The following is a 21,969-nucleotide window of genomic DNA, read 5'->3' as shown; positions in this document are numbered from 1 at the left end:
ACCTAGGCGTCGATGCGTTCCCGGTCCAGCGTCGCTGCCCCTGCGATGATGAATTCCTTCCGGGGCGCGACGTCAGAACCCATGAGGAGATCGAAAACCTCTTCCGCACGCTGGGCGCTGTCAATGCCCACCTTCCGAAGGGTCCGGTGGCGCGGGTCCATGGTGGTCTCGGCGAGCTGTTGTGCGTCCATTTCGCCCAGGCCCTTGTAACGCTGGATGGGCTCCTTATAGCGCTTGCCCTCCTTGGCCAGGTTGGCCAGGAGAACATGCAATTCTGCCTCGGAGTACGTATAGATCATCTCGTTGGCCTTCTGGCCCGGATTGATGACCTCCACGCGGTGCAGGGGTGGAACTGCCGCGAACACCCGGCCCGCCTCGACCATGGGCCGCATGTAGCGGAAGAAGAGCGTCAGCAGCAGCGTGCGGATGTGCGCGCCGTCGACGTCGGCATCTGTCATCAGGATGACCTTGCCGTAACGCGCTGCATCGAGGTCGAAACTCCGGCCTGAGCCTGCGCCGACTACCTGGATGAGTGCAGCACATTCTGCGTTGGAGAGCATGTCCCCTACAGAAGCCTTCTGGACATTGAGGATCTTGCCTCGAATAGGGAGCAGGGCCTGGAAATCCGAAGACCGGGCAAGCTTGGCGGTACCGAGCGCGGAATCACCCTCAACGATGAAGAGTTCGGATCGCGCCACGTCATCAGTGCGGCAGTCGGCAAGCTTTGTGGGCATCGAGGAGGTTTCCAGTGCGTTCTTTCGGCGCTGGGTCTCCTTGTGCACCCTGGCCGAAATGCGCGACTTCATCTCCGCAACGATTTTTTCCAGCAACAGCGCCGACTGTGCTTTGTCATTGCGGTTGGCAGAGGACAACCTGCTCGAAATTTCCTGCTCCACCACCTTGGCGACGATGGCGCGAACAGCGGACGTGCCAAGGATTTCCTTGGTCTGGCCTTCGAACTGTGGCTCGGCCAAGCGGACGGTGAGCACAGCGGTGAGGCCGGCCAGGACGTCGTCCTTCTCGATTTTGTCGTTGCCCGCCTTGAGCTTCCTGGCGTTCGTTTCCACGGCCTTACGGAAGGTCTTCAGCAGGGCTGCCTCGAAGCCCGCCTGGTGCGTGCCACCCTTTGGGGTCGCGATGATGTTGACGAAGCTGCGCATCGTGGTCTCGTAACCGATCCCCCAACGCAAGGCAATATCGACTTCGCAATCGCGTTCAACTTCGGCGATCTTGCTGTGCCCGTTTTCGTCAAGGACAGGGACCGTTTCCTTGAACTTCCCCGAACCGTGGAGACGCCACACGTCAGTCACTCCGGAGTCGGCCGCGAGGAACTCCACAAATTCCGAAATGCCGCCGTCGTGGTGGAAGACTTCCTCGTGCACACCGTTCTCACCAGGAGTGCCCGCAAGCTTGCGCTCGTCGCGGACCGTGATCTTCAATCCGGGGACCAGGAACGACGTCTGGCGTGCACGCGAGGCGAGGTCATCGTAAGAGAACTTGGCATCGGGAGTGAAGATCTGGCGGTCGGCCCAGTACCGCACCCTGGTACCGGTGACGCCGCGTTTGGCCTTGCCAACCACGTCCAGCACAGAGTCTTCAACGAAAGGCTCGAAGGTCGCGTTCGGGCTGGGCTTGGCGCCGGCATCAATGAAACGTCCCGGCTCACCACGGCGGAAAGACATCTGGTAGGTCTTGCTGCCACGATCGACCTGAACATCCAGCCGGCTGGACAAAGCGTTGACCACGGAGGCGCCCACGCCATGGAGGCCACCGGAGGCCGTGTAAGAACCGCCGCCGAACTTGCCGCCTGCGTGCAGCTTCGTAAAGACAACCTCGACGCCGGAAAGTCCTGTCTTCGGTTCGACGTCTACGGGGATGCCCCTGCCGTCGTCATGGATTTCGACCGAATTGTCAGCATGCAGGATGACCTTGATGTCATGTCCGAAGCCGGCCAAGGCCTCATCAACGGCGTTGTCGATGATCTCCCACAGGCAGTGCATAAGGCCACGGGAGTCGGTGGAACCGATGTACATGCCCGGGCGCTTGCGAACGGCTTCCAGGCCCTCCAGGACAGATAGATGCCGGGCGTTGTATTCAGAACTCGGTGCCACTCGCGGTGTGCTCCTTCGGGGTATATCTCAAGGCAAACACTGCCCATCTTAGGCTAGTCGCGGTCCCCCATCGGCACCGGTTGCCACTCCCGGAAACCGGTATTCTACTTCGTTACGTTACGCACATGTGATACGCGGACAGCGAAAGTGATCCATCCTTGCCATGGTTCTGCTCCGAATACTGGTTATATGGATGTACAGAACTACTAAGGAGGCCGACATGACAACAGCAGTTGCAGACCGCACACTGAACGCAGCTGACCGATGCGATCGTTGCGGGGCTCAAGCATATGTCCGCGTTGTACTCGAGTCCTCCGGCGGTGAGCTGCTGTTTTGCGGCCACCACGCACGCGCAGTTGAGGCCACGCTTCGGCCCCTGACCTCCGACTGGCACGATGAGACCGAGCGCCTCAACGAGAAGGCACCGGTTCCGGTCGACTAGACAGGAGTGGCGGTAAGGCTGGACACTCTCCTGCCACATCACTTCGAGCAAGAACAGGGCTCCTCCCATCCGGGAGGGGCCCTGTTTAGTTTGAAGCCAGGATCGCTTTTTGTTGAATCGGGAATCGCAAACAAAGCCAGGATGCCCCACACACTAACGGCCCGATCGGATACTCCGACCGGGCCGTTACGGTTTGACTGTGGACTCTTTAGTCCAGATAGTCCTTCTTTAGTCCAGGTAATCCCGCAGGACCTGCGAGCGGGACGGGTGCCGCAGCTTGGACATGGTCTTGGATTCGATCTGGCGGATGCGTTCACGCGTAACGCCGTAGACCTTGCCGATTTCGTCTAAAGTCTTAGGCTGGCCATCGGTCAAGCCAAAGCGCATTGCTACGACTCCGGCCTCGCGCTCGGACAGTGTGTCCAGAACCGAGTGCAGCTGCTCCTGGAGGAGCGTAAAGCTCACGGCATCAGCCGGAACAACAGCTTCAGAATCCTCGATGAGGTCACCGAACTCGGAGTCGCCATCTTCACCCAGCGGAGTGTGGAGCGAAATCGGTTCACGGCCGTACTTCTGGACCTCCACGACCTTCTCAGGCGTCATGTCGAGTTCCAGCGCCAATTCTTCAGGCGTGGGTTCACGGCCCAGGTCCTGAAGCATCTGCCGCTGGACACGGGCGAGCTTGTTGATGACTTCCACCATGTGCACCGGGATGCGGATGGTGCGGGCCTGGTCAGCCATGGCACGCGTAATGGCCTGGCGGATCCACCACGTTGCATACGTGGAGAATTTGAAGCCCTTGGTGTAGTCGAACTTCTCCACGGCGCGGATGAGGCCCAGGTTGCCTTCCTGGATGAGGTCCAGGAAGAGCATGCCACGGCCTGTGTAGCGCTTGGCCAAGGAAACAACGAGGCGAAGGTTGGCTTCGAGCAGGTGGTTCTTGGCCCGCTTGCCATCGTGGATAACGAATTCAAGTTCACGCTTGAGCTTCGGGTCCATGGAACCGTCGTCAGCGTTGATCTTTTCTTCGGCAAACAGGCCGGCTTCGATGCGAAGCGCCAGATCGACTTCCTGTTCAGCGTTCAGCAAGGCGACCTTACCGATTTGCTTCAGGTAGTCCTTGACGGGGTCAGCCGTGGCACCGGCCGACATGACCTGCTGGACAGGGGCGTCGTCGTCATCGGCGTCCGAGTAGACGAATCCGGATCCGGAGGGCGCTGCCTTGTCTTTGCCGGTTGCGGCGCCGTCCTCGACATCGTCGTCTCCGACTTCAACTTCCTCAGCTGCTGCGGGATCGAAATCTTCGTCCTCGACAGCCACTTCTTCGGTGTCGGCCTCGGAGTCCGAAGACTTGTTCGCGGCTTCGGCCGCGGCCTTGGCGCCGGGCTTGGGTCCACGCTTCTTTGGTGCCGGCTTGTCAGAGGTGTCCTCTGAGGCCTTGGTGGCAACACGTGTCGCCGCACGCTTTGCCGAAGTGGCCGCCTTGTTTTCCTCAGCGGACAGTTCGGCCTGGGCGGCGGGTTCCTTCTCGACGGAAGACGGGGTCACAGAAAACCTTTCTAGCGGCGGTCTGTGGAATCACCATGCGGGCAACACCACTATGACCCTGTCAAGTCCGCGATCAATTTCAAATGCGATCGCCGTCTGCAGAGTCACTATGTACAACTGCCAACGACACCGTAATGTTCCCGGATTCCGGGCTCATTGCGGGCATTCAAACGCGGACCCAACCGGGTCTCGGCATCCATTGTCTCACGGTTTTATGAATCCCACGCTTGATGAAGCGTAAAGGCTACTAATGGCTACCGAAGGGATCCTTTGTAGGTTCCCCATGCGGACTCGGGACGACTTGCCCAGGCGCAGATGCTTCCCTGCCCCAGAATCTCGTCCAGCAATTCGGCGAGCCTGTAGCCGGGGCTGGCCGAATTGGCGCGCATAAGGCAGGCGTGTGCAGAGGACCCACTCCCCTTGCACCAGGCAATCCAGCCTTGCAAGGTCAATGCAGCAGCAGCAACTTCCCCCATTTCTCCTTGGACGCACAGGTGCGACAGGACGCGCTGCAAGGCATCAAGCTGGCTCCAGTCAGGAATAGCTGGTTCAACGCCTAGAAGGATGTCTGCGTAGGTAAAGACGCTGAGTATCCCATCTTCTTCAAGGGCAGTGCCAGCCCCTTGGTGGGTGCCAGTCGGCGGCAGTGCCAGCTCTCCGGCGTCGAAGGGAAGTGCCCCAAAGTCGTCGTCGCCACTGCACAATCCGAACGCTGCTGCCCCTGCCTTCGCGGAGCCGGTTCCAGCTGCTGCCATGATCATGACAGCGTCCCGCCATGCAGGAACACCGAGGGTCGACCTGAGGAAACCCGCGAGTTGCGGGGTCAGCACATCCACCGTTTCACTGTCGGGACGGATCCGGGCGTCGTCCAGCACCTTCCGCCACACCTCCAGCACGGCATCAAAGCACCTCCCACTGCGCCATGACGTTCGCATCCGCTTTGCAAAATCTGATTCGGCCTCTGACACGGCGGGATCGAGGGCACCACGACATTCCGGAACGGGTGGATTTTGCTTGTTCCTTGGAGAAGCTCCGATGGTGCTGCCTCGATAGACCATCTCTGCGCTGAGCCGGCTGTTCCGGATTCGTTCTATCGGCAGGCCCGGTGCCGGGCAGCACTCCTGGTCGGCGCAGAACGCGCCGCGCCAATACTCAGGACCAACCAACCACCCATCCCGGACAGGCAAATCAGCGTGGCCAAGTGTTTCTTGAAGTTCAGCCAGCAGTGGGAGTGTCCTGGTGACAACCATGCCGTCGTCCCAACCGTCGTCGGTGTAAAGGGCAAGCACCACGCCGTCGGCAAGGGTGTCCGCCGCCAAGTAATGACGTACATGCTCCGCAAAATCAGCAAGCACACGGCGCGAAGCCCGGGCAGGCAGGTCGACGCGGAGAGCGGCTCCAAGCAATTTCCCCTGCATCGTGATGGCCACAAGGCTGTCCTCGGGCCAATAGCCCAACAAATGCGGGATGTAGCCCAGGATGTCTTCTGGTTGATGAATGCTCAGCGTCTCTTTGGTGGTCATGCTTCAAGCTTGGGCAACACCAATGGTTGAAAACAGGGACCATCACGCCTATGTGGATAAAGGTGGCCACATATGGGCAAACCACCGAAACTGCCCCTTACAGGAGGATGGTGCCTGCAGTTATCCCTTGTTGCCTTCATCGGACTGTGCACGTGCCGCACGCCGGCGCTCGATCCTTTCGCGGCGCTGCCGGGCCAAGGTTGCAGCCAACGGAGGCACGTGGACGCCCTGCTCGGCCATCTGCAACCTCACCTTCCGCCGGGTCAGCATAATAAGGACCGTCCCGATGCCCAGCAGGACAAACTGGACGCTGAGGGCTACACGGAACGGATCAAGGCCGTACAAATCCCCGCCTGAGAATCCGCTCGCATTCAGGACGTCCAGGACCAGGCCAATGAGGTAGATCGCCACCAAGGCAGCGATGAACCCGCCCACGTTGACGATCCCTGTCGCGGTACCAATACGGTGGGAAGGATTGAACGTCCGCGCGAAGTCGAAGCCAATCATGGAGCCCGGGCCGCCAACTGCCAACACCACCACCAGGATCACGAGGAGCCACAGTGGCGCGCGGTCCGGAAGGATCAGCACCGCTGCCCAAGCCAGCGCAGTGGACGCAGTGATCAGCAGGACCATGGCCGAGCGGCGCATGGGGTGTTTGGAGACGAACCGTCCAAATCCAGGCCCCGAGACGATGGCGGTTGCCACGAACAAGGCCATCAAAGCTGAAACCGTCCCCGCATCAAGTCCCTGGGCAGAGAGGAGGAACGGATAACCCCACGTCATCGCAAAGAGGTTGCCACTGAACTGGACGGTGAAATGGCTCCACAAGCCAAGTCGGGTGCCTGGCTGCTTCCAAGCACGTGACAGGGAGACTCCGGTAGCCCGAAGGCCCTGCCCCGTTTCCCGAGGCGGATGCCCGGGAGGCTGGTCCCGCAACAGCACGAGGACCAGGACGACAGCCAGCACGGACATCGCCGCGAGTGACATGAACGCGGGCGTCCAGCCGGCAGAGTGAAGAAGCAAGGCGAAAGGCACCACGCTGAAGAGCTGGCCCAACTGCCCGCACATCCCGGTCAGCTGCGTAACAACGGGGACCCTGGCCGGGCTGAACCACAAGGGAACGAGCCGGATGACGGAGATGAATGTCATGGCGTCACCGGCTCCCACCAGGACGCGCCCCAAAACCCCTCCAGGGATGCTATCGGCGAAGGCGAGCTGCAACTGCCCCAGTCCCATCAGGATGGCACCGCCGGCAATCATGACCCGCGATCCGAACCTGTCCACCAGGACGCCTACCGGAATTTGTAAGCCGGCGTAGACAAGCAACTGCAATACGGTAAAAAAGGAGATGGCCGAAGCACTGGCATGGAAGCGTTCTGTTGCTTCCAAACCCGCGACACCAAAGGAGGTTCGCTGTGCTACGGCCACCAGGTAGGCAAAGACGCCGATCGTCCAGATGAGCCAGGCGCGGGGAGCAGTCACTCCTCAATTATGCCCGTCTAGGGTTCAAAGCTGATTTATTGAGGCGAGTCTTTACGCGCCAGGTACGCCTCCACAGCCGCTCCGATGTCCTCGGCGTTGGGCAGTTCGTCGTTCTCATCGGCGAGCAACGAACGCCGGACGATTCCCTCGGATTTCTCGTCGTACCGGGCCTCCAAGTTGGCGACTACAGCCTGCACTTCCTCCGAGGCTTCAATCTGTTCGGCAATCTGGCGGCCTACTTCCCGGCCGGCTTCCCGGAGCCGGTCAGTGGGAAGCATCAGGGATGTGGCCGCTCCGAGGTACTCCAGCCCTGCCACGGCCGCTGGAGGATATTCGGCCTCGGCCAGATAGTGGGGCACATGAATGACGTAGCCAGCAACATGGCGTTCGGCCTCGGTGAGCCGGAGTTCAAGGATGTGGCCAATGGCGGCGGGAACTTCCACCGTTGGCTTCCAACTCGAGATGCCTTCGATGAGTTCGGGCCGGTTGCCGTGAACGGTCACTCCCACTGGCCGCGTATGCGGTACGGGCATGGGAATGGAGTGAATCCAGGTCACCAGGTTGACGTCGAGCTTCTCCACGATTCCCACGACTGCACGGGAGAATCGCTCCCACTGCAAGTCGGGTTCGAAGCCGGCGAGCAGCAGGAACGGCTGGCCCAGGCCGTCCGTGAGCTTGTAGAGCGCCAGCTTGGGTGCCTGATAGTCCTGCAAATGGTCTTCGACGAAGCTGATGTGGGGACGCCGCGAGCGGTAGTCGATGAGCTGGTCGGCGTCGAACATGGCTACGACCTCAGCGTCGAGTTGGTCCAGGAGTTCCGCGTTGATCTGCCTGACCACATGACCGGCATCGGCAAAACCCGTGAAACCCATGACCATATTCAGCCCCCGCAGTTCCGGGCTGTGGAAAATCTCGATGTTGCTCGCATAGAGCGCCTCGGGGTCCAGGAGGGAGCCGGATATCCGTTCAAACACGGCATGTTCCTTTCGCAGTGGCAAAGTTCCGTGTCCCATGCACCACTGGTCATGGCGTCGCTGACTCCATGAATGTGGTGTGGGGACTCTGTGTCTCCTTGTACAACGCTGCACGTCCAGTAGGCATTCCTGCCCTTGGTGTGCCGCAGCTCTCATTTAATTGCTGTCAGTAGCCTGCGAGAGACTACGATCGAAACGGGCCGACGTCCTTTTGCGACGCTGGACCTGAAGACCAAGGCCGTCGTCGGAACAGGACGTCGGGCGCGTACCGGGGGCAGGCCCGCCAAACATGCGGCCCCGCCATGCAATGCAGAGAGAAGTGAGGAAACATCCTCGTGGTCAAGACTACTGACATCATCCTCGGCGTCATCGCCAAGGACCTGAAAAAGTCACCCAGCGACGCACTTGTGATTGGAGTTGCCCAGGGCTCGGACGGACCAGTGCTGCTGGAGAACCCGTTGAGTGCCAAGGCCGCCGAATCCGTGGAGGGATCACTGAAGCTCCTCGGAATCTCGGGTGCCCCCGACCAGGCGCACCGCCTTCCGGGTTTGCCGGAGACCGGCTCAGGAATCCTGGTCCTGGCAGGCGTGGGCAAATTGTCCGAGGACGGCACCATCCCTGAAGAAGCGCTGCGCCGGGCGGCCGGTTCCGCGGTCAGGCAACTTGCCGGAATCCCCTCAGTGACCTTGGCGTTCCCGACGGCGTCCGTCACCGACGTCGCCGCAGTCGCCGAAGGTGCCGCCATGGGCGCCTATTCCTACACTGAACACCGTTCCAGCAAGGACGGGCTCAAGGACCCGGTTGCCAAGGTTCTGATCTTCACCGGCGTTGACGCCAAAGCTGCCCAGCCTGCACTTGACCGGGCAACAGTACTGGGCAGGGCCGTCAACGCAACGCGTACGCTCGTGAACCAGCCGCCCAGCCACTTGTACCCCGAGTCATTCGCCGAATCTGCCAAGGAACTCGCAAAGGGTCTTCCCGTAAAGGTGACGGTCTGGGACGAAAAGCGCCTGGAAAAGGAAGGCTTCGGCGGCATCCTCGGCGTTGGCAAGGGTTCAACCCGTCAGCCACGCCTGGTCAAGGTCGAATACGCTCCGGCGAAGGCCACCCGGAAGATCGCGCTCGTTGGCAAAGGCATTACCTTCGACACCGGCGGTATCTCCATTAAGCCCGCCCTCGGCATGGGTGACATGAAGAGCGATATGGCGGGCGCCGCCGTCGTTCTTAATACAGTCCTTGCCATCGCCTCGCTCGGCCTGCCCATCAAGGCGACCGCTTGGCTTTGCATTGCAGAGAACATGCCGTCCGGCGCTGCCCAGCGGCCCGCTGACGTCCTTACTGTCTATGGCGGAAAGACAGTCGAAGTCCTGAATACCGATGCCGAGGGCCGTCTGGTCATGGCCGATGGCCTGGTGGCCGCCAGCTTGGAAAAGCCGGACGCAATCATCGACGTCGCAACACTCACAGGTGCCCAGCTCATCGCGCTCGGATTGCGCACGGCAGGAGTGATGGGTTCCGATTCGGTGACAGCAGCATTGAAGTCCGCCGCTGACAGGGCAGGCGAGCTTGTCTGGCCAATGCCGCTGCCCGAGGAACTGCGCCCCAGCTTGGACTCCCAGGTGGCGGACCTTGCCAACATCGGCGAACGTAACGGCGGAATGATGACAGCCGCCGTCTTCCTGCGTGAATTCGTGGGCCAGAACGGCGACGGCCAGCAGATCCCCTGGGCCCACGTCGATATTGCCGGCCCATCGTTCAACAACGGCAGCCCCTACGGCTACACCCCGAAGCAAGGAACCGGATGCACAGTCCGTACCTTGGTGGCCTACGCAGAGGATCTGCTGGCAGCCTCCGCGTAAGCAACCCACTCCACTGTGGTTAAAACGGGCAGTGCGGGTAGGGCGGATGGGTCCGCGCTACCCGCACAACCCCGGAATTATGCGGTGTGTAGCGCTGTGTCACAAGTGAACGTGAGTCTGGACACAAGCGCTCCACAAACGCCCGTAGAGGGTGGAGCATGGGTAGGTGGTTCGCTAAGGTGAACTCGATAGTCACAAATGCAAGAGAACTTAGGTGCTGGCATAATCACGGCAGAACAAGTTCCAAAGACCCGATGACACCAGTCCCGTGTCATCATTCACGCGAGGGAGCGTTTTAGTGGCCGATCAGGCAACTGCGCAAGAATTCGACATCCTGGTACTCGGTGGCGGCAGCGGCGGCTACGCCACAGCTTTGCGGGCCGTACAGCTTGGGTTCACCGTTGGCCTTGTGGAAAAGGCAAAACTCGGTGGAACCTGCCTGCACAACGGCTGTATCCCCACCAAGGCACTCCTGCACTCGGCTGAACTGGCCGATCACGCACGTGATTCCGCCAAGTACGGCGTGAACGTCACGCTCGACGGCATCGACATGTCGGCCGTCAACGCGTACAAGGACGGCATTATTGCCGGCAAGTTCAAGGGCCTCCAGGGACTCATCAAGTCCAAGGGCATCACCGTCATCGAGGGTGAAGGCAAGCTCCAGGGCAATAACACCATCGTCGTGAACGGCACCGCGTACACGGGCAAGAACATTGTCCTGGCAACCGGTTCGTACTCGCGCTCCCTCCCGGGCCTGGAAATCGGCGGCAGGGTCATTACGTCTGACCAGGCCCTCACCATGGACTACATTCCCAAGAGTGCAATCGTCCTGGGCGGCGGAGTCATCGGCGTCGAATTCGCTTCCGTTTGGAAGTCCTTCGGCGTGGACGTCACCATCATCGAAGGCCTGCCCTCCCTGGTTCCCAACGAGGATGCCGCCATCGTCAAGAACCTGGAACGCGCCTTCAAGAAGCGCGGCATCAAGTTCACCACCGGCATCTTCTTCCAGGGCGTGGAACAGAACGACGACGGCGTCAAGGTCACCCTTGTGGACGGCCAGACGTTCGAAGCCGAACTCCTGCTCGTTGCAGTCGGCCGTGGTCCCGTGACCGCGAACCTTGGTTACGAAGAAGCCGGTCTGACCATCGACCGCGGCTTTGTCATTACCAACGAGCGCCTCCACACGGGCGTAGGCAACATCTATGCAGTCGGCGACATCGTACCCGGCGTCCAGCTCGCACACCGTGGCTACCAGCAGGGTATTTTCGTTGCCGAGGAAATCGCCGGCCTGAACCCCGCGATCGTCGAAGACATCAACATCCCCAAGGTCACGTACTGCGAGCCTGAAATCGCCACGGTCGGCTACACCGAAAAGGCCGCCAAGGAGAAGTTCGGCGACGACCAAGTGCAGACCCAGGAATACAACCTGGCCGGCAACGGCAAGAGTTCCATCCTTGGTACCGGTGGCCTCGTCAAGCTCGTTCGCCAAAAGGATGGCCCCGTCGTTGGCATCCACATGATCGGCTCCCGCATGGGTGAGCAGATCGGTGAAGCCCAGCTCATCGTGAACTGGGAAGCCTACCCCGAGGACGTGGCCCAGCTGGTCCACGCCCACCCCACCCAGAACGAAAGCCTGGGCGAAGCCCACCTCGCCCTCGCGGGCAAGCCGCTCCACGGCTAAGTCTTTACCCAAGACAAACGGAGAGGGTGCATGCGGCGGAATCTGCCGCATGCACCCTGTCCGGACCAGCAGAATTCATCCGCACAAAAGATCAATAAGGAGAACGGGGACGACATGTCTGAATCCGTTAACTTGCCCGCCCTCGGTGAGAGTGTCACCGAAGGAACCGTCACCCGCTGGCTCAAGCAGGTTGGTGACCGGGTAGAGATCGACGAGCCGTTGCTCGAGGTTTCCACCGACAAAGTAGACACCGAAATCCCTTCTCCGATCGCAGGCGTCATCGAAGAAATCCTCGTCGCTGAAGACGAGACTGCAGAGGTTGGCGCCCCCCTGGTACGCATTGGCGACGGCTCCGGCTCCGCCGCACCGGCTGCTGAGGAAGCACCCGCCGCCCAGGAAGCACCCGCCGCTGCCGAGCAGGCTGCGCCCGCCGAAGAGGCTCCCGCTGCCCCGGCTGCTGAGGAAACCCAGGCTGAAGCTCCTGCCGCCTCCGGTGGCGAAGGCCACGAAGTAACCCTCCCCGCCTTGGGCGAGAGCGTTACCGAAGGCACCGTCACCCGCTGGCTCAAGGCTATTGGCGACACCGTAGAGGTGGATGAGCCGCTTCTTGAGGTTTCCACTGACAAGGTCGATACCGAGATTCCTTCCCCGGTTGCAGGCACCTTGCAGGAAATCCGCGTCAACGAAGACGAAACCGCCGAAGTTGGATCGGTTCTGGCTGTCATCGGCTCCGGCGCGGCCGCCCCCGCTGCGGCTCCGGCACCCGCGGCTCCTGCCGCTGCACCGGCTCCCGCTCCGGCACCTGCTGCTGCACCGGCTCCGGCTGCTGCCCCCGCACCCGCTGCTGCACCGGCTCCGGCTCCGGCTGCTGCACCGGCTCCGGCTGCTGCCCCCGCACCCGCTGCTGCTGCACCTGCAGAAGCCGGGTCGTCCTCCGAGTCGGGCTACGTCACTCCCCTGGTGCGCAAGCTGGCAAACCAGCAGGGCGTGGACATCGCATCCGTGTCCGGCACCGGCGTCGGTGGCCGCATCCGCAAGCAGGATGTCCTTGCCGCTGCCGAAGCCAAGCAAGCCGCCGCAGCAGCGCCAGCCGCGGCTCCTGCTGCAGCTCCTGCCGCCAAGGCTGCGGCACCCGTTGTTGCCTCCTCCCTGCGCGGCACCACCGAAAAGGCTCCGCGTATCCGTCAGGTCATCGCCCGCCGCATGCGCGAGTCGTTGGAAGTCTCCACGCAGCTGACCCAGGTGCACGAGGTCGACATGACCAAGATCGCCAAGCTCCGCCTCAAGGCCAAAAACTCGTTCCAGGCCCAGAACGGCGTGAAGCTGACGTTCCTCCCGTTCATCGCCAAGGCTGTGGCGGAAGCACTGAAGCAGCACCCCAAGCTGAACGCTGCCTACGACGAGTCCAAGCAGGAAATCACCTACCACAACGCCGAACACCTGGCCATTGCGGTAGACACCGACAAGGGCCTGCTGGTGCCGGTCATCTCCGACGCCGGCAACCTTAACCTCGCAGGTCTGGCCGGTAAGATTGCCGACGTCGCAGGACGCACCCGCGATGGCAAGATCGGCCCGGATGAGCTCTCCGGCGGTACGTTCAGCATCACCAACATCGGTTCTGTTGGCGCCCTGTTCGACACCCCGATCATCAACCAGCCGCAGGTAGGCATCCTGGGTACGGGAGCAATCGTCAAGCGCGCGGTGGTGGTGGCCGACGAAAATGGCGACGACTCGATTGCCATCCGCTCCATGATGTACCTGTCCCTCACGTACGACCACCGTTTGGTGGACGGCGCGGACGCTGGCCGCTTCCTCCAGACCCTCAAGGCCCGCCTTGAGGAAGGTGCCTTCGAAGCAGATCTTGGTCTCTAAGCCCAAGCGTTAGCAGAGACCCCCTCACGGAGGGCGCTCTGGTCAACCAGGCGGGGCAGGCTCCGGGGAACCCGGTAGCCTGCCCCGCTTCGTTGTTCCACACGGTTTTGTCCGCCGCGCTGTTTCTCTGCCTAAGCGTGGCTTTGCTACGGGACGTAGAACCAACTGGATAAGCTGGGGCCATGAGTATTCTCTTCAGCATCCTGGTGTTCTTGCACATCGTCGGCGCAGCCATGATTGTGGGCTACTGGATCGCCACCATCAAGACGCCTACCGTCCACCCCCGCCAGCGGGATGGCGCATTCCTTCAGCTGCTCACGGGCATTGCCATGATGGGCCTCCTGCCACTGATGCCGGATGCCGATCCCAACTACTTCAAGCTCGGCATCAAGTTCGCCATCGGTGTGGCTGTTGCCGTTCTGGCCGTGATCGGCTCCCGCAAGGTCAAGAACGGCGAACCGGTCTCCACCGGCGTGGCTCACGGCGTTGGCGGACTGGCTCTGGTGAACATCGCCATCGCAACACTCTGGAACTGAACGTACGCAGAAGCAGCCCATCCGCCTTTGTCGGGCGGGTAGGCTGCTTTCTTCAAGGCAAGCCAGGGGTCACAATCCACTGACAGCGGAATGACAGTGCAGCGCAGCCGGCAAATCCATAGGATTGATCCCGGTGGCATCCGGCGATGGCTGGTTGCCGACGCACAAACGACCCCAAGGAGTGGACATGGCAGCAACACGCACCGCACACACGGTTTGGAACGGCAACCTGATCGAGGGCGCTGGAAACACGACGCTGGATAGCTCAGGCCTGGGCACCTTCGATGTCACCTGGAAGGCACGCACCGAGCAGTCCGGTGGCAAGACCAGCCCGGAAGAGTTGATCGCTGCAGCCCACTCTGCATGCTTCTCCATGGCGTTCAGCCACGCTCTTGCCGGCGAGGGATTCACGGCTGAAGAAGTTCAGACCAAGGCTGACGTTACTTTCGTTCCCGGCACAGGCATCACGGGCAGCCACCTGACCATGACCGCGAAAGTTCCGGGCCTGTCCGAAGAGGACTTCCGCCGTATTTCCGAAGACGCAAAGACGGGCTGCCCCGTTTCCGGCGCGCTGGCCAGCATCGAAATCACCTTGGATGCCACCCTCGCGCAGTAATACCATCTTCAAAGCAAAAGAGCCCCGCCACTCCCCTCAGGAGAGTGGCGGGGCTCTTCTGCGCTCACCTGTTGCTAGCCCTCTTGCGGACGGGCGGGCAAAGGTGCTGGCCGCACCTGTCGGTAGCCTTCACGCAACGGCGGGCGGTCAGTGGGTAGCTCCTGGATCATCTCCTTCAGGGCACCAATGCCATACTCGAGTTGCGGATCGCTGCCTGCTGCATAGGCGTGCGGCGGGAAGAGCACCTCGATGTCCGGCTCTACCCCACGGTTTTCAACATCCCAGCCGATCCCACCGCCAAACCACGTGGCGTAGCGGGGCTGCGTCACCCCGGTACCGTCGGCCAGCGCAAAGCGGTTGTCAATGCCCACCACGCCGCCCCATGTCCGTACTCCGATGACAGGGCCAATGCCCCTCAGTTTGGACACTTGGGTGATGATATCGCCATCTGATCCGGCAAATTCGTCTGCCAGGATAATCACTGGACCGCGGGGAGCATGGTGGGGGTAAGTCCGCGGCTTCTCGCCACGCGGCATACTCCACCCAGTGACCTTCCGGCCAATGAGCTCGGCCACGAGCTGTGAGGTGTGGCCCCCACGGTTACGCCGTACGTCTACGATCAACCCGTCCAAGGCGGTTTCTGTATCGAGGTCACGATGCAACTGTGCCCAACCATTGGCCATCATGTCCGGGATGTGCAGGTAGCCGAACTTCTCGCCGGATGCCTCACGCACCGTACGCCGGTTGGCCCGGACCCAGTCCTGGTAGCGCAACCGCTCCTCGTCCCGGATGGGGACAACGGCAACGCGCCGCTGGGCACCCGCAGCTCCGCCATGTCCTGGTCCATTCAAGAGCGTCAATTCAACGGTTCTCCCCGCTGCACCCACCAATTGCATGGCGGGCGTCAGCGCAGCGGAAAGCTCGACGCCGTCAATCGCCAGGAGGACGTCACCCACCTTCGCATCCGCGCCGGGACGCGTTAAGGGCGAGGTCGCGAGGGGATCGGAAGACTCTCCGGCCAGGATTCTGGTTATCTCCCAGCCTTTGCTGCCGAGCTGAAACTCCGCGCCAAGCCTGCCTTGGCCGTTACGACCAGGTTCAGTCACAGCGGCGGGCCGCACATAGGCATGCGATGTTCCCAGTTCGCCGTGGATCTCCCACAACAGGTCCACGAGGTCGTCATGGGACCCCAAGCGGTCCACGATCGGACGGTAGCGTTTGTAGACGGAATCCCAGTCCTGGCCAGCCATGTCCGGAGCCCAGAAGAAGTCCCTCTGCAAGCGCCATGCTTCATCAAAGGCCTGGCCCCAGGCAGCCACGGGATCCAGGATCACGCGGATCCTGTTCAGGTCCACTTTGACCAGTTCCCCGGATTCCTCGTCCACTTTGCTTTCTGACGGGACTGACATGATCTGCTTATCAAGGACGTAGACAACCCTCTTGCGATCGCCAGACAACCGGTAGCTGTCCACAGCAGCGACGAGGGTGGTTTCCTTGCGCTTGGCAAGGTCAAAGCGCACCAGGGAGGGGGCTGTCTTCTTGTCCTGCAGAGTGCCCTTTCCTTCGCCGGTGACACCGGATAGCTCAGTATCAAGCCACAGCAGCGCCCCGTCACCGGCAGCGAGTCCGGAGTAGTTTCCCTGTGGCACGGGAACCGTAATGACACGGTGTGCAAGGCCTTCTGCGTCCACTCGCACAACTGGCGCGTCGCCGTCGTCGTGCTTTGCTGTTGTGGCCGGTGCGTCCTCAAGGGTGTCCACGGACGGACCGAAAGGAGACGGCGTATCAGCGGCCAGGGCTAGCAGGTACGGCTTGATGGGACTCGGGAAGGAGAGGTCGAACGAATGGCCGTCATAGACGGGATCGAAGCTCCTGTTGGACAGGAACGCCAGGAACTTCCCGTCGGGGGTGAACCGGGGTGATTCATCGCAGAAGCGTCCGTCGGTGGCATCGATGATGCCGGCGTCGGATGCCGAGGGCCTTGCCAGGCGAAGTTTGCTGCGGGAACCGAAGGACGTCACCGGCTCAGACCAGGCAAGCCACTGCGAATCAGCGGACCACGACAATTGATCCACGCTGCCTTCGCCAATGCTGACCAAACGAGTCAATGCCCCGGAGGCAGTGTCAGCTACGAAAACGTCACCAAAAGCCGTGCCGATGGCCAGCCAACGGCCATCGGGGCTGGCCTCCAGTGCGCTCGTCCTTGTAGGTGCAGGGAAGTCCAGCCGGAGATCGTCCGCTTGATCTTCTCCTGTGGATGCGACAGGTACCGCTGTTCCCCCCACGGTGTCTGGTGAGGGGTCCGCATGGGCGGCTTCATCCGAGGGCTCGGCCGCTTGGCCCATATTCACGGACTGGTTGGCTGGCTGGTTGGCTGAGGAATTGTGCCCCAGGACGTTGGAGGCCGAGACCGGCTTAGGGAGTCCGTCGGCTTCACCGGAAACGACGGCGGGTTCCGCGGCCTTCGGCACCTCAACAACTCCGGACAAGCGTGCGGCGATGCGCTTGACGTACAAAGCCTCCACTCCCCCGTGGTCAGCCACATAGGCGATCCGACCATCCGTCAACGGACGCGGAAGGCGGGCCCGGACACCCGGCGTCGCCTCGACCACCCGCGATGGCCCGTCCTTATGGCGGAGCCAGTGGATAGTGCCATGTGACTCCACGGCGCTGGCTGTTCCTGCAACGTTCGGAAATACATCGCCCAAATGGGCAGATGCTTTCAGCGGGGCGGGACGCCGCGCCGGTGACGCAGAACCGAGCGTGATCTCCAGCTTCACAGCTTCAGCATCGGCATCGAGCGAGGGCAGGATCCAGAGTTCACCGGCAGATTCGAAGATAACCCGCTGGCCATCCGTGCTGGCGTGCCGAACATAGAAATCCTCATGGTCCGTGTGGCGGCGCAGTCCTGACCCATCAGGAAGAACGGAGTAGAGGTTTCCGTAGCCTTCGTGGTCCGAAAGGAAAGCGATGCGCCCCTGGATCCACAGCGGGTCAGTCAGGTTGCCCTCAATTTCGGGGATCAAGCGCTCGAACTCACCATTGCCGTCGGCATCGATCCACAACTTGCCGGCAGTGCCGCCCCGGTAACGCTTCCACCAAGCCGGTTCACGGGAAAGGACGCTCGCCAGGACCACTGGCTTTTCGTCACCGATTTCGGGACCGAAGGCAACGCCCTCCACCGGTCCGAACGGAAGTTCGACGGCGGCGCCTCCCTCCAGGGGGAGGCTATAGGCGTACGTGTGGCGGCTCTCGGACTGCTGGAACGCGCTGGTCACCAGGACGTTCCCAGCAGGCGTGAAACCCTTGACCCGGGTTGTGGCGTGTCCAAAGTAGCTCAGCTGCTTGTACCCGCCACCATCGACGTCCGCGGTGACAACCTCCGGTGAGGTACCAACAACAGCAGTCCACACGAGCCGCTTGCCATCGGGAGTGAAGCGTGGGTTCCTTGCCGGCATTTGCTGGGACGAAACACGCCAGGCCCGGCCACCTGAGACGGGGGCGATCCAGATGTCGTCTTCGGCCACGAACGTGACCAATTCGCCATGCACATGCGGGAAACGGAGGTAGCTGGAGGAGGTCATTGTTCGATCATAGTCAAGAGGCACCGTGTCAAGAGGCACCCGCCCCGCGCTTCGCACGCTGTTTCTGCCTCATGCTTGGGTCGTGATGAGATGAGTCATGCGAATCGTAATGTCCGGAGCCTCAGGGATGATCGGGACGGCAGTGTCCGAGCACTTGAAAAGTGCAGGTGACGATGTCATCCGCCTGGTGCGGCGGCCTGCAAAGGCTGACGACGAAAGGACATGGGATCCAGCCAAGGGAGTCTTGGACGAGACCGTCCTGGACGGCGCGGACGCTGTGGTCAACTTGTCCGGCGTCGGCATAGGCGACCGGCCTTGGACCAGGCGCAGAATTGCAGTCATTCGTGACTCGCGCCTTCAGGCCACCCGGACACTCACTGCGGCCATGCGTCGCCTTGGCCAGCCTGCGTTGTCCTTCGTCAGCCAGTCAGCGTCGGGCTACTACGGCGCCTCCCGGCAAGGCCCGCTCCGCGAGGACTCGGGCCCAGGTGCGGGGGTGCTGGGCTCGCTATGCGTCGAGTGGGAGCAAACTGCCAGAACCGCTCCATCCAGCGTGAGGGTAGTGACACCCCGGACCGGAGTGGTGCTGAGTACTTCCGGCGGTGCGCTCGGACCGTTGCTTCCGCTGCTCAGGATTGGGCTTGGCGGGCCCTTCGGAAACGGGCGACAATTCTGGCCGTGGATCACCCTTGCCGACGAAGCCGCGGCCCTTGCCTTCCTCCTCAAGTCCGATCTGGAAGGTGCGGTCAATGTATGCGCCCCGGAAAGCGCAGACGTCAACACCATCGTCGGGCGGCTCGCGAAAGCGTTCCACCGCCCGGCCTTCGTACGCATTCCCCGGCCCGCCCTCCGGCTTGTCCTTGGCCAGCTTGCTGACGAACTCGTCCTGGCGAACCAAAGAATGGAGCCAGCAAAGCTTGCCGCCGCTGGTTTTCACTGGCAACACCCTGGGCTCGATGAAGCCATGGAGTGGCTGACGAGTAAGCCCTCCAGCTGAACCGGTCCGCATCTCAAACCCCACCCCATGTCAACGAACGACCCATGACAGTACGGCTAACCAGGACCGAGAATTTCCGAGATGCTCCACTGCCCTGCCAATCTGACAAGGACGAGGCGCAATTGCTGGGGCTCCCCGGCGGGCTGGGACTTCACCAAACGATCCGACCGGTCGCGCTCCTCGTAGCCGGAGGTCGTTGCGGTCAGGGCAACGACGGCGCGACCAACCTCGTGTGGACCCAGCACCGACACATTGCTCAAGCTGGTGGTGAGTCCGGCAAAGTGGATACCGTCAGCTCTTAATTGCTGCCCCAACGTCTCATCTGCAGCTTGGGCAGGTGATCCTGCTGCGTTGACGCTTGCAAGCAATTCAAGACGATCCAGCCCCAGCGCGATGTCGCGAACGGCCGATAACGCGTGCACGGCGATGGTCGGATCCTCAGAGCGGAGCGCATCCAAACGCGCGTCCGGAATGGGCTGGGTGGCTTCGGCTGCCTGGGTCGTTGTCCCTGTATCTATTACGGACGTCGAACCCGTCGCGGGCTCTTGGATTCCCAGCCAGAAGGCCCACCCAACCGCACCAACCGACACTCCCGCAGCCACCAGCAAGCCGACCCGGATGCTTAACCGTCGCCCACGCTGCGGTTGCGTTCTCCGCTGCGGTAGCCTTTTTCGCGTTCGACGTTCGGGACGCGGAGTCATTGCTGTCCGCAAGGGCCGAAGCCGCAACACAGCCCCGGTCAGTGGACTCCCGCTCAGTGGACTTCTCCGCTGAGGTCGTCCACCGGCCTGCCGGCGCGTGAGCAGCTCCGGAATGACGGAGGAATGGACGGACCCAGCCAGATCCACGGGCTGTGCGGCGGCGCTGCGATAGATAGCTGTTCCCAGCTCCCGGGCGGTGGGACGCGCCCGGGGATCAGGATCCAGTCCCGCCTCAAGGGCAGCGGCGAGCCCTTTGGGGACATCAGGGACTAGGAGAGGCAGTGGCGGGCGGTGCTTGGCGGTTTCCGGCGCCATGCCCGTCAAGCAATACCAGCCAAGCGCCGCCAGCGAATAGACATCCCGTTCCGGCTGCAGGGCTTCTCTGGCTCCATTATCGGGCCCGCCCCGGGCGGCAACAGATGTATCAACGAAGCCGTCAGTGCCGACGTCGAGGCTTTGATTCTCCTCACCCACAACGCCGGCCACGCCAAGGTCTGTCACCAGGGGCTTCCCCTGTGCCGTAAACAGCACGTTGCCTGGGGAAATATCCCCGTGGGCCGTTCCCTGGGCATGCAGGTAAGCCAAGACCTGTGCAACAGGGGTCAGAATCGTCACCGCTTCACCGACTCCAAGCTTGCGCCGGCCGCCCACCAGATTTGCAAGGGAACCTCCTGCGGCAAAGTCCATGACGAGCCCAAGGCTGCCCGCTCCCACGCCGTGCAGCTTCACGACGTCGTGAAGTCGTATGAGGTGCTCATGCTGGAGCCCGGACAGGATCCGCCCCTCACGGAAGCCACGTTCGGAATCTGGTCCCGCCGGGCCACGGGAATCCTCGCCGGGCCCGCCCGTGAGGCACTTGATGGCGAAGCGGGCACCGTCTTTGTCCCTGCTGGCAAGCCAGACTGTCGACGAACCACCACTACCCAGTGGGCGCAATGGCGTGTACCCCGGAATGTGCGGGACCAAGGGGGCAGGAGCATCCGTAGTTTCCATATCCAAGGTCTACCGGATGATCGGATTTCCCGCAGAAGTTATCCACAGGCAGGCTCAGGTGCTGGGCAAGAAAGCTACGCCGACGGATGCGACTGAGAGGTTCACCACAAAATCATGGTGAGTGACCTGCTGGGTCTAAGCTTGAACCCATGACTCTTGAGTTTTCAGAACTGGGTCTTGCCCCGGATTTCGTTGATTACGTGCAGGGCTGGGACCTACAGCGCGAGATCCACAACAAAGTTGTTGCCGGCGAGAAAAACAGCACCGTCCTGCTCCTTGAGCACTCCGCCGTCTACACGGCAGGCAAGCTCACCGAGGACCACGAACGCCCCTTTGATGGCACCCCCGTGGTCCCCGTGGATCGTGGTGGGAAGTTAACGTGGCACGGCCCGGGACAACTCATCGCCTATCCGATCCTCAAGCTCAAGAACCGCGCGGGAATCCGGGACTATGTGGAGCGGCTCGAAGCCACCATGATCGCCGTCATGACGGACTACGGAATCCCGGCAGTCACGGTGAAGGGCCGGGCAGGCGTATGGATCCTCGCCGATGACAAGGGACCGGACCGCAAGATTGCCGCAATCGGCATCCGCGTCCTTGACGGTGTCACCATGCATGGTGTTGCCATCAACTGCAGCAACGACCTCGCGCCGTATGCGCAGATCATCGCGTGCGGAATCACTGACGCCAGCGTCACCACCATGTCGCTGGAGACTGGCCGGACCATCAACCCGGCAGACATCGTTGACCGCTTCGTGGAAGAGTTCCGCAAGCATGAAGAAGCACTCGTTTCCACCCCAGAAGGAGCACTCCAGTGACCCTGGCACCTGAAGGCCGTAAGTTGCTGCGCGTTGAGCAGCGTAACTCGGCTGTCCCGGTTGAACGCAAGCCCGAGTGGATCAAGGCCAAGGTCCAGATGGGGCCGGAGTTCGTCGGGTTGAAGAACCTGGTGAAGAAGGAAGGCCTGCACACGGTCTGTGAAGAGGCCGGTTGCCCGAACATTTTCGAGTGCTGGGAAGACAAGGAAGCCACGTTCCTGATCGGCGGGTC

At 61.7% G+C, this 21,969-nt stretch carries 15 protein-coding genes and 1 pseudogene; 9 read left to right on the top strand and 7 right to left on the bottom strand.

Annotated elements, in window-relative coordinates:
* Positions 1–2: 2 nt before the first annotated feature.
* Positions 3–2,111: a DNA gyrase/topoisomerase IV subunit B gene (locus AC1DD7_RS19450; RefSeq protein ID WP_442006487.1), complete on the bottom strand. Its 2,109-nt coding sequence runs from the start codon at positions 2,109–2,111 to the stop codon at positions 3–5.
* A gap of 220 nt (positions 2,112–2,331) precedes the next feature.
* On the opposite strand from AC1DD7_RS19450, the gene AC1DD7_RS19445 reads away from it, so the two are divergent.
* Positions 2,332–2,553 carry a DUF7455 domain-containing protein gene (locus tag AC1DD7_RS19445; RefSeq protein ID WP_021473125.1) on the top strand — a complete coding sequence of 74 codons (222 nt, stop codon included), beginning with the start codon at positions 2,332–2,334 and terminating at the stop codon, positions 2,551–2,553.
* Positions 2,554–2,781: 228 nt separating this feature from the next.
* Here the strand turns inward: AC1DD7_RS19445 and AC1DD7_RS19440 are convergent, their stop codons facing one another.
* The 4 genes from AC1DD7_RS19440 to AC1DD7_RS19425 all read right to left on the bottom strand — a co-directional run bounded on the left by AC1DD7_RS19440 (position 2,782) and on the right by AC1DD7_RS19425 (position 8,080).
* Positions 2,782–4,101, bottom strand: a complete 1,320-nt coding sequence (locus tag AC1DD7_RS19440) for an RNA polymerase sigma factor (protein ID WP_431119705.1) — start codon at positions 4,099–4,101, stop codon at positions 2,782–2,784.
* A 254-nt stretch (positions 4,102–4,355) separates the two neighbouring features.
* A complete protein-coding gene (locus tag AC1DD7_RS19435; protein WP_477516225.1) occupies positions 4,356–5,624 on the bottom strand; it encodes a DUF4192 domain-containing protein in 1,269 nt (422 codons plus the stop codon).
* Between the two features lie 120 nt (positions 5,625–5,744).
* Positions 5,745–7,106 carry an MFS transporter gene (locus AC1DD7_RS19430; RefSeq protein ID WP_431119703.1) on the bottom strand — a complete coding sequence of 454 codons (1,362 nt, stop codon included), beginning with the start codon at positions 7,104–7,106 and terminating at the stop codon, positions 5,745–5,747.
* A gap of 35 nt (positions 7,107–7,141) precedes the next feature.
* On the bottom strand, positions 7,142–8,080 hold the full coding sequence (locus AC1DD7_RS19425) for a proteasome assembly chaperone family protein (protein ID WP_216923036.1): 939 nt from the start codon (positions 8,078–8,080) through the stop codon (positions 7,142–7,144).
* Between the two features lie 335 nt (positions 8,081–8,415).
* On the opposite strand from AC1DD7_RS19425, the gene AC1DD7_RS19420 reads away from it, so the two are divergent.
* The 5 genes from AC1DD7_RS19420 to AC1DD7_RS19400 all read left to right on the top strand — a co-directional run bounded on the left by AC1DD7_RS19420 (position 8,416) and on the right by AC1DD7_RS19400 (position 14,644).
* Positions 8,416–9,939 carry a leucyl aminopeptidase gene (locus AC1DD7_RS19420; protein ID WP_477516224.1) on the top strand — a complete coding sequence of 508 codons (1,524 nt, stop codon included), beginning with the start codon at positions 8,416–8,418 and terminating at the stop codon, positions 9,937–9,939.
* Positions 9,940–10,237: 298 nt separating this feature from the next.
* Positions 10,238–11,620, top strand: coding sequence for a dihydrolipoyl dehydrogenase (gene lpdA / locus AC1DD7_RS19415; protein WP_431119701.1), 1,383 nt, complete (start codon positions 10,238–10,240; stop codon positions 11,618–11,620).
* Positions 11,621–11,734: 114 nt separating this feature from the next.
* Entirely contained in the window at positions 11,735–13,492 is a 1,758-nt protein-coding gene (sucB, locus tag AC1DD7_RS19410) for a 2-oxoglutarate dehydrogenase, E2 component, dihydrolipoamide succinyltransferase (RefSeq protein ID WP_477516223.1), read from the top strand.
* A gap of 182 nt (positions 13,493–13,674) precedes the next feature.
* Positions 13,675–14,028: a hypothetical protein gene (locus tag AC1DD7_RS19405; RefSeq protein ID WP_477516222.1), complete on the top strand. Its 354-nt coding sequence runs from the start codon at positions 13,675–13,677 to the stop codon at positions 14,026–14,028.
* Positions 14,029–14,215: 187 nt separating this feature from the next.
* A complete protein-coding gene (locus AC1DD7_RS19400; protein WP_026005506.1) occupies positions 14,216–14,644 on the top strand; it encodes an OsmC family protein in 429 nt (142 codons plus the stop codon).
* A 74-nt stretch (positions 14,645–14,718) separates the two neighbouring features.
* Here the strand turns inward: AC1DD7_RS19400 and AC1DD7_RS19395 are convergent, their stop codons facing one another.
* Positions 14,719–18,228: a S41 family peptidase gene (locus AC1DD7_RS19395; protein ID WP_477516221.1), complete on the bottom strand. Its 3,510-nt coding sequence runs from the start codon at positions 18,226–18,228 to the stop codon at positions 14,719–14,721.
* Positions 18,229–18,325: 97 nt separating this feature from the next.
* Between AC1DD7_RS19395 and AC1DD7_RS19390 the strand changes: the two genes are divergently transcribed.
* Complete coding sequence (locus tag AC1DD7_RS19390) at positions 18,326–19,225, top strand: TIGR01777 family oxidoreductase (protein ID WP_477516220.1); 900 nt, start codon at positions 18,326–18,328, stop codon at positions 19,223–19,225.
* 56 nt (positions 19,226–19,281) lie between these two features.
* Here the strand turns inward: AC1DD7_RS19390 and AC1DD7_RS19385 are convergent, their stop codons facing one another.
* Positions 19,282–20,919: a serine/threonine protein kinase gene (locus AC1DD7_RS19385; protein ID WP_477516219.1), complete on the bottom strand. Its 1,638-nt coding sequence runs from the start codon at positions 20,917–20,919 to the stop codon at positions 19,282–19,284.
* A gap of 149 nt (positions 20,920–21,068) precedes the next feature.
* Between AC1DD7_RS19385 and lipB the strand changes: the two genes are divergently transcribed.
* Entirely contained in the window at positions 21,069–21,737 is a 669-nt protein-coding gene (gene lipB, locus AC1DD7_RS19380) for a lipoyl(octanoyl) transferase LipB (protein WP_431119695.1), read from the top strand.
* Positions 21,734–21,969, top strand: a pseudogene (locus tag AC1DD7_RS19375) (lipoyl synthase); the annotation flags it as partial. The gene lipB and the pseudogene AC1DD7_RS19375, both read left to right, overlap by 4 nt.

Source organism: Paenarthrobacter sp. 10L412, from assembly GCF_056395565.1.
This window is presented reverse-complemented; position numbering and strand designations above follow the sequence as displayed.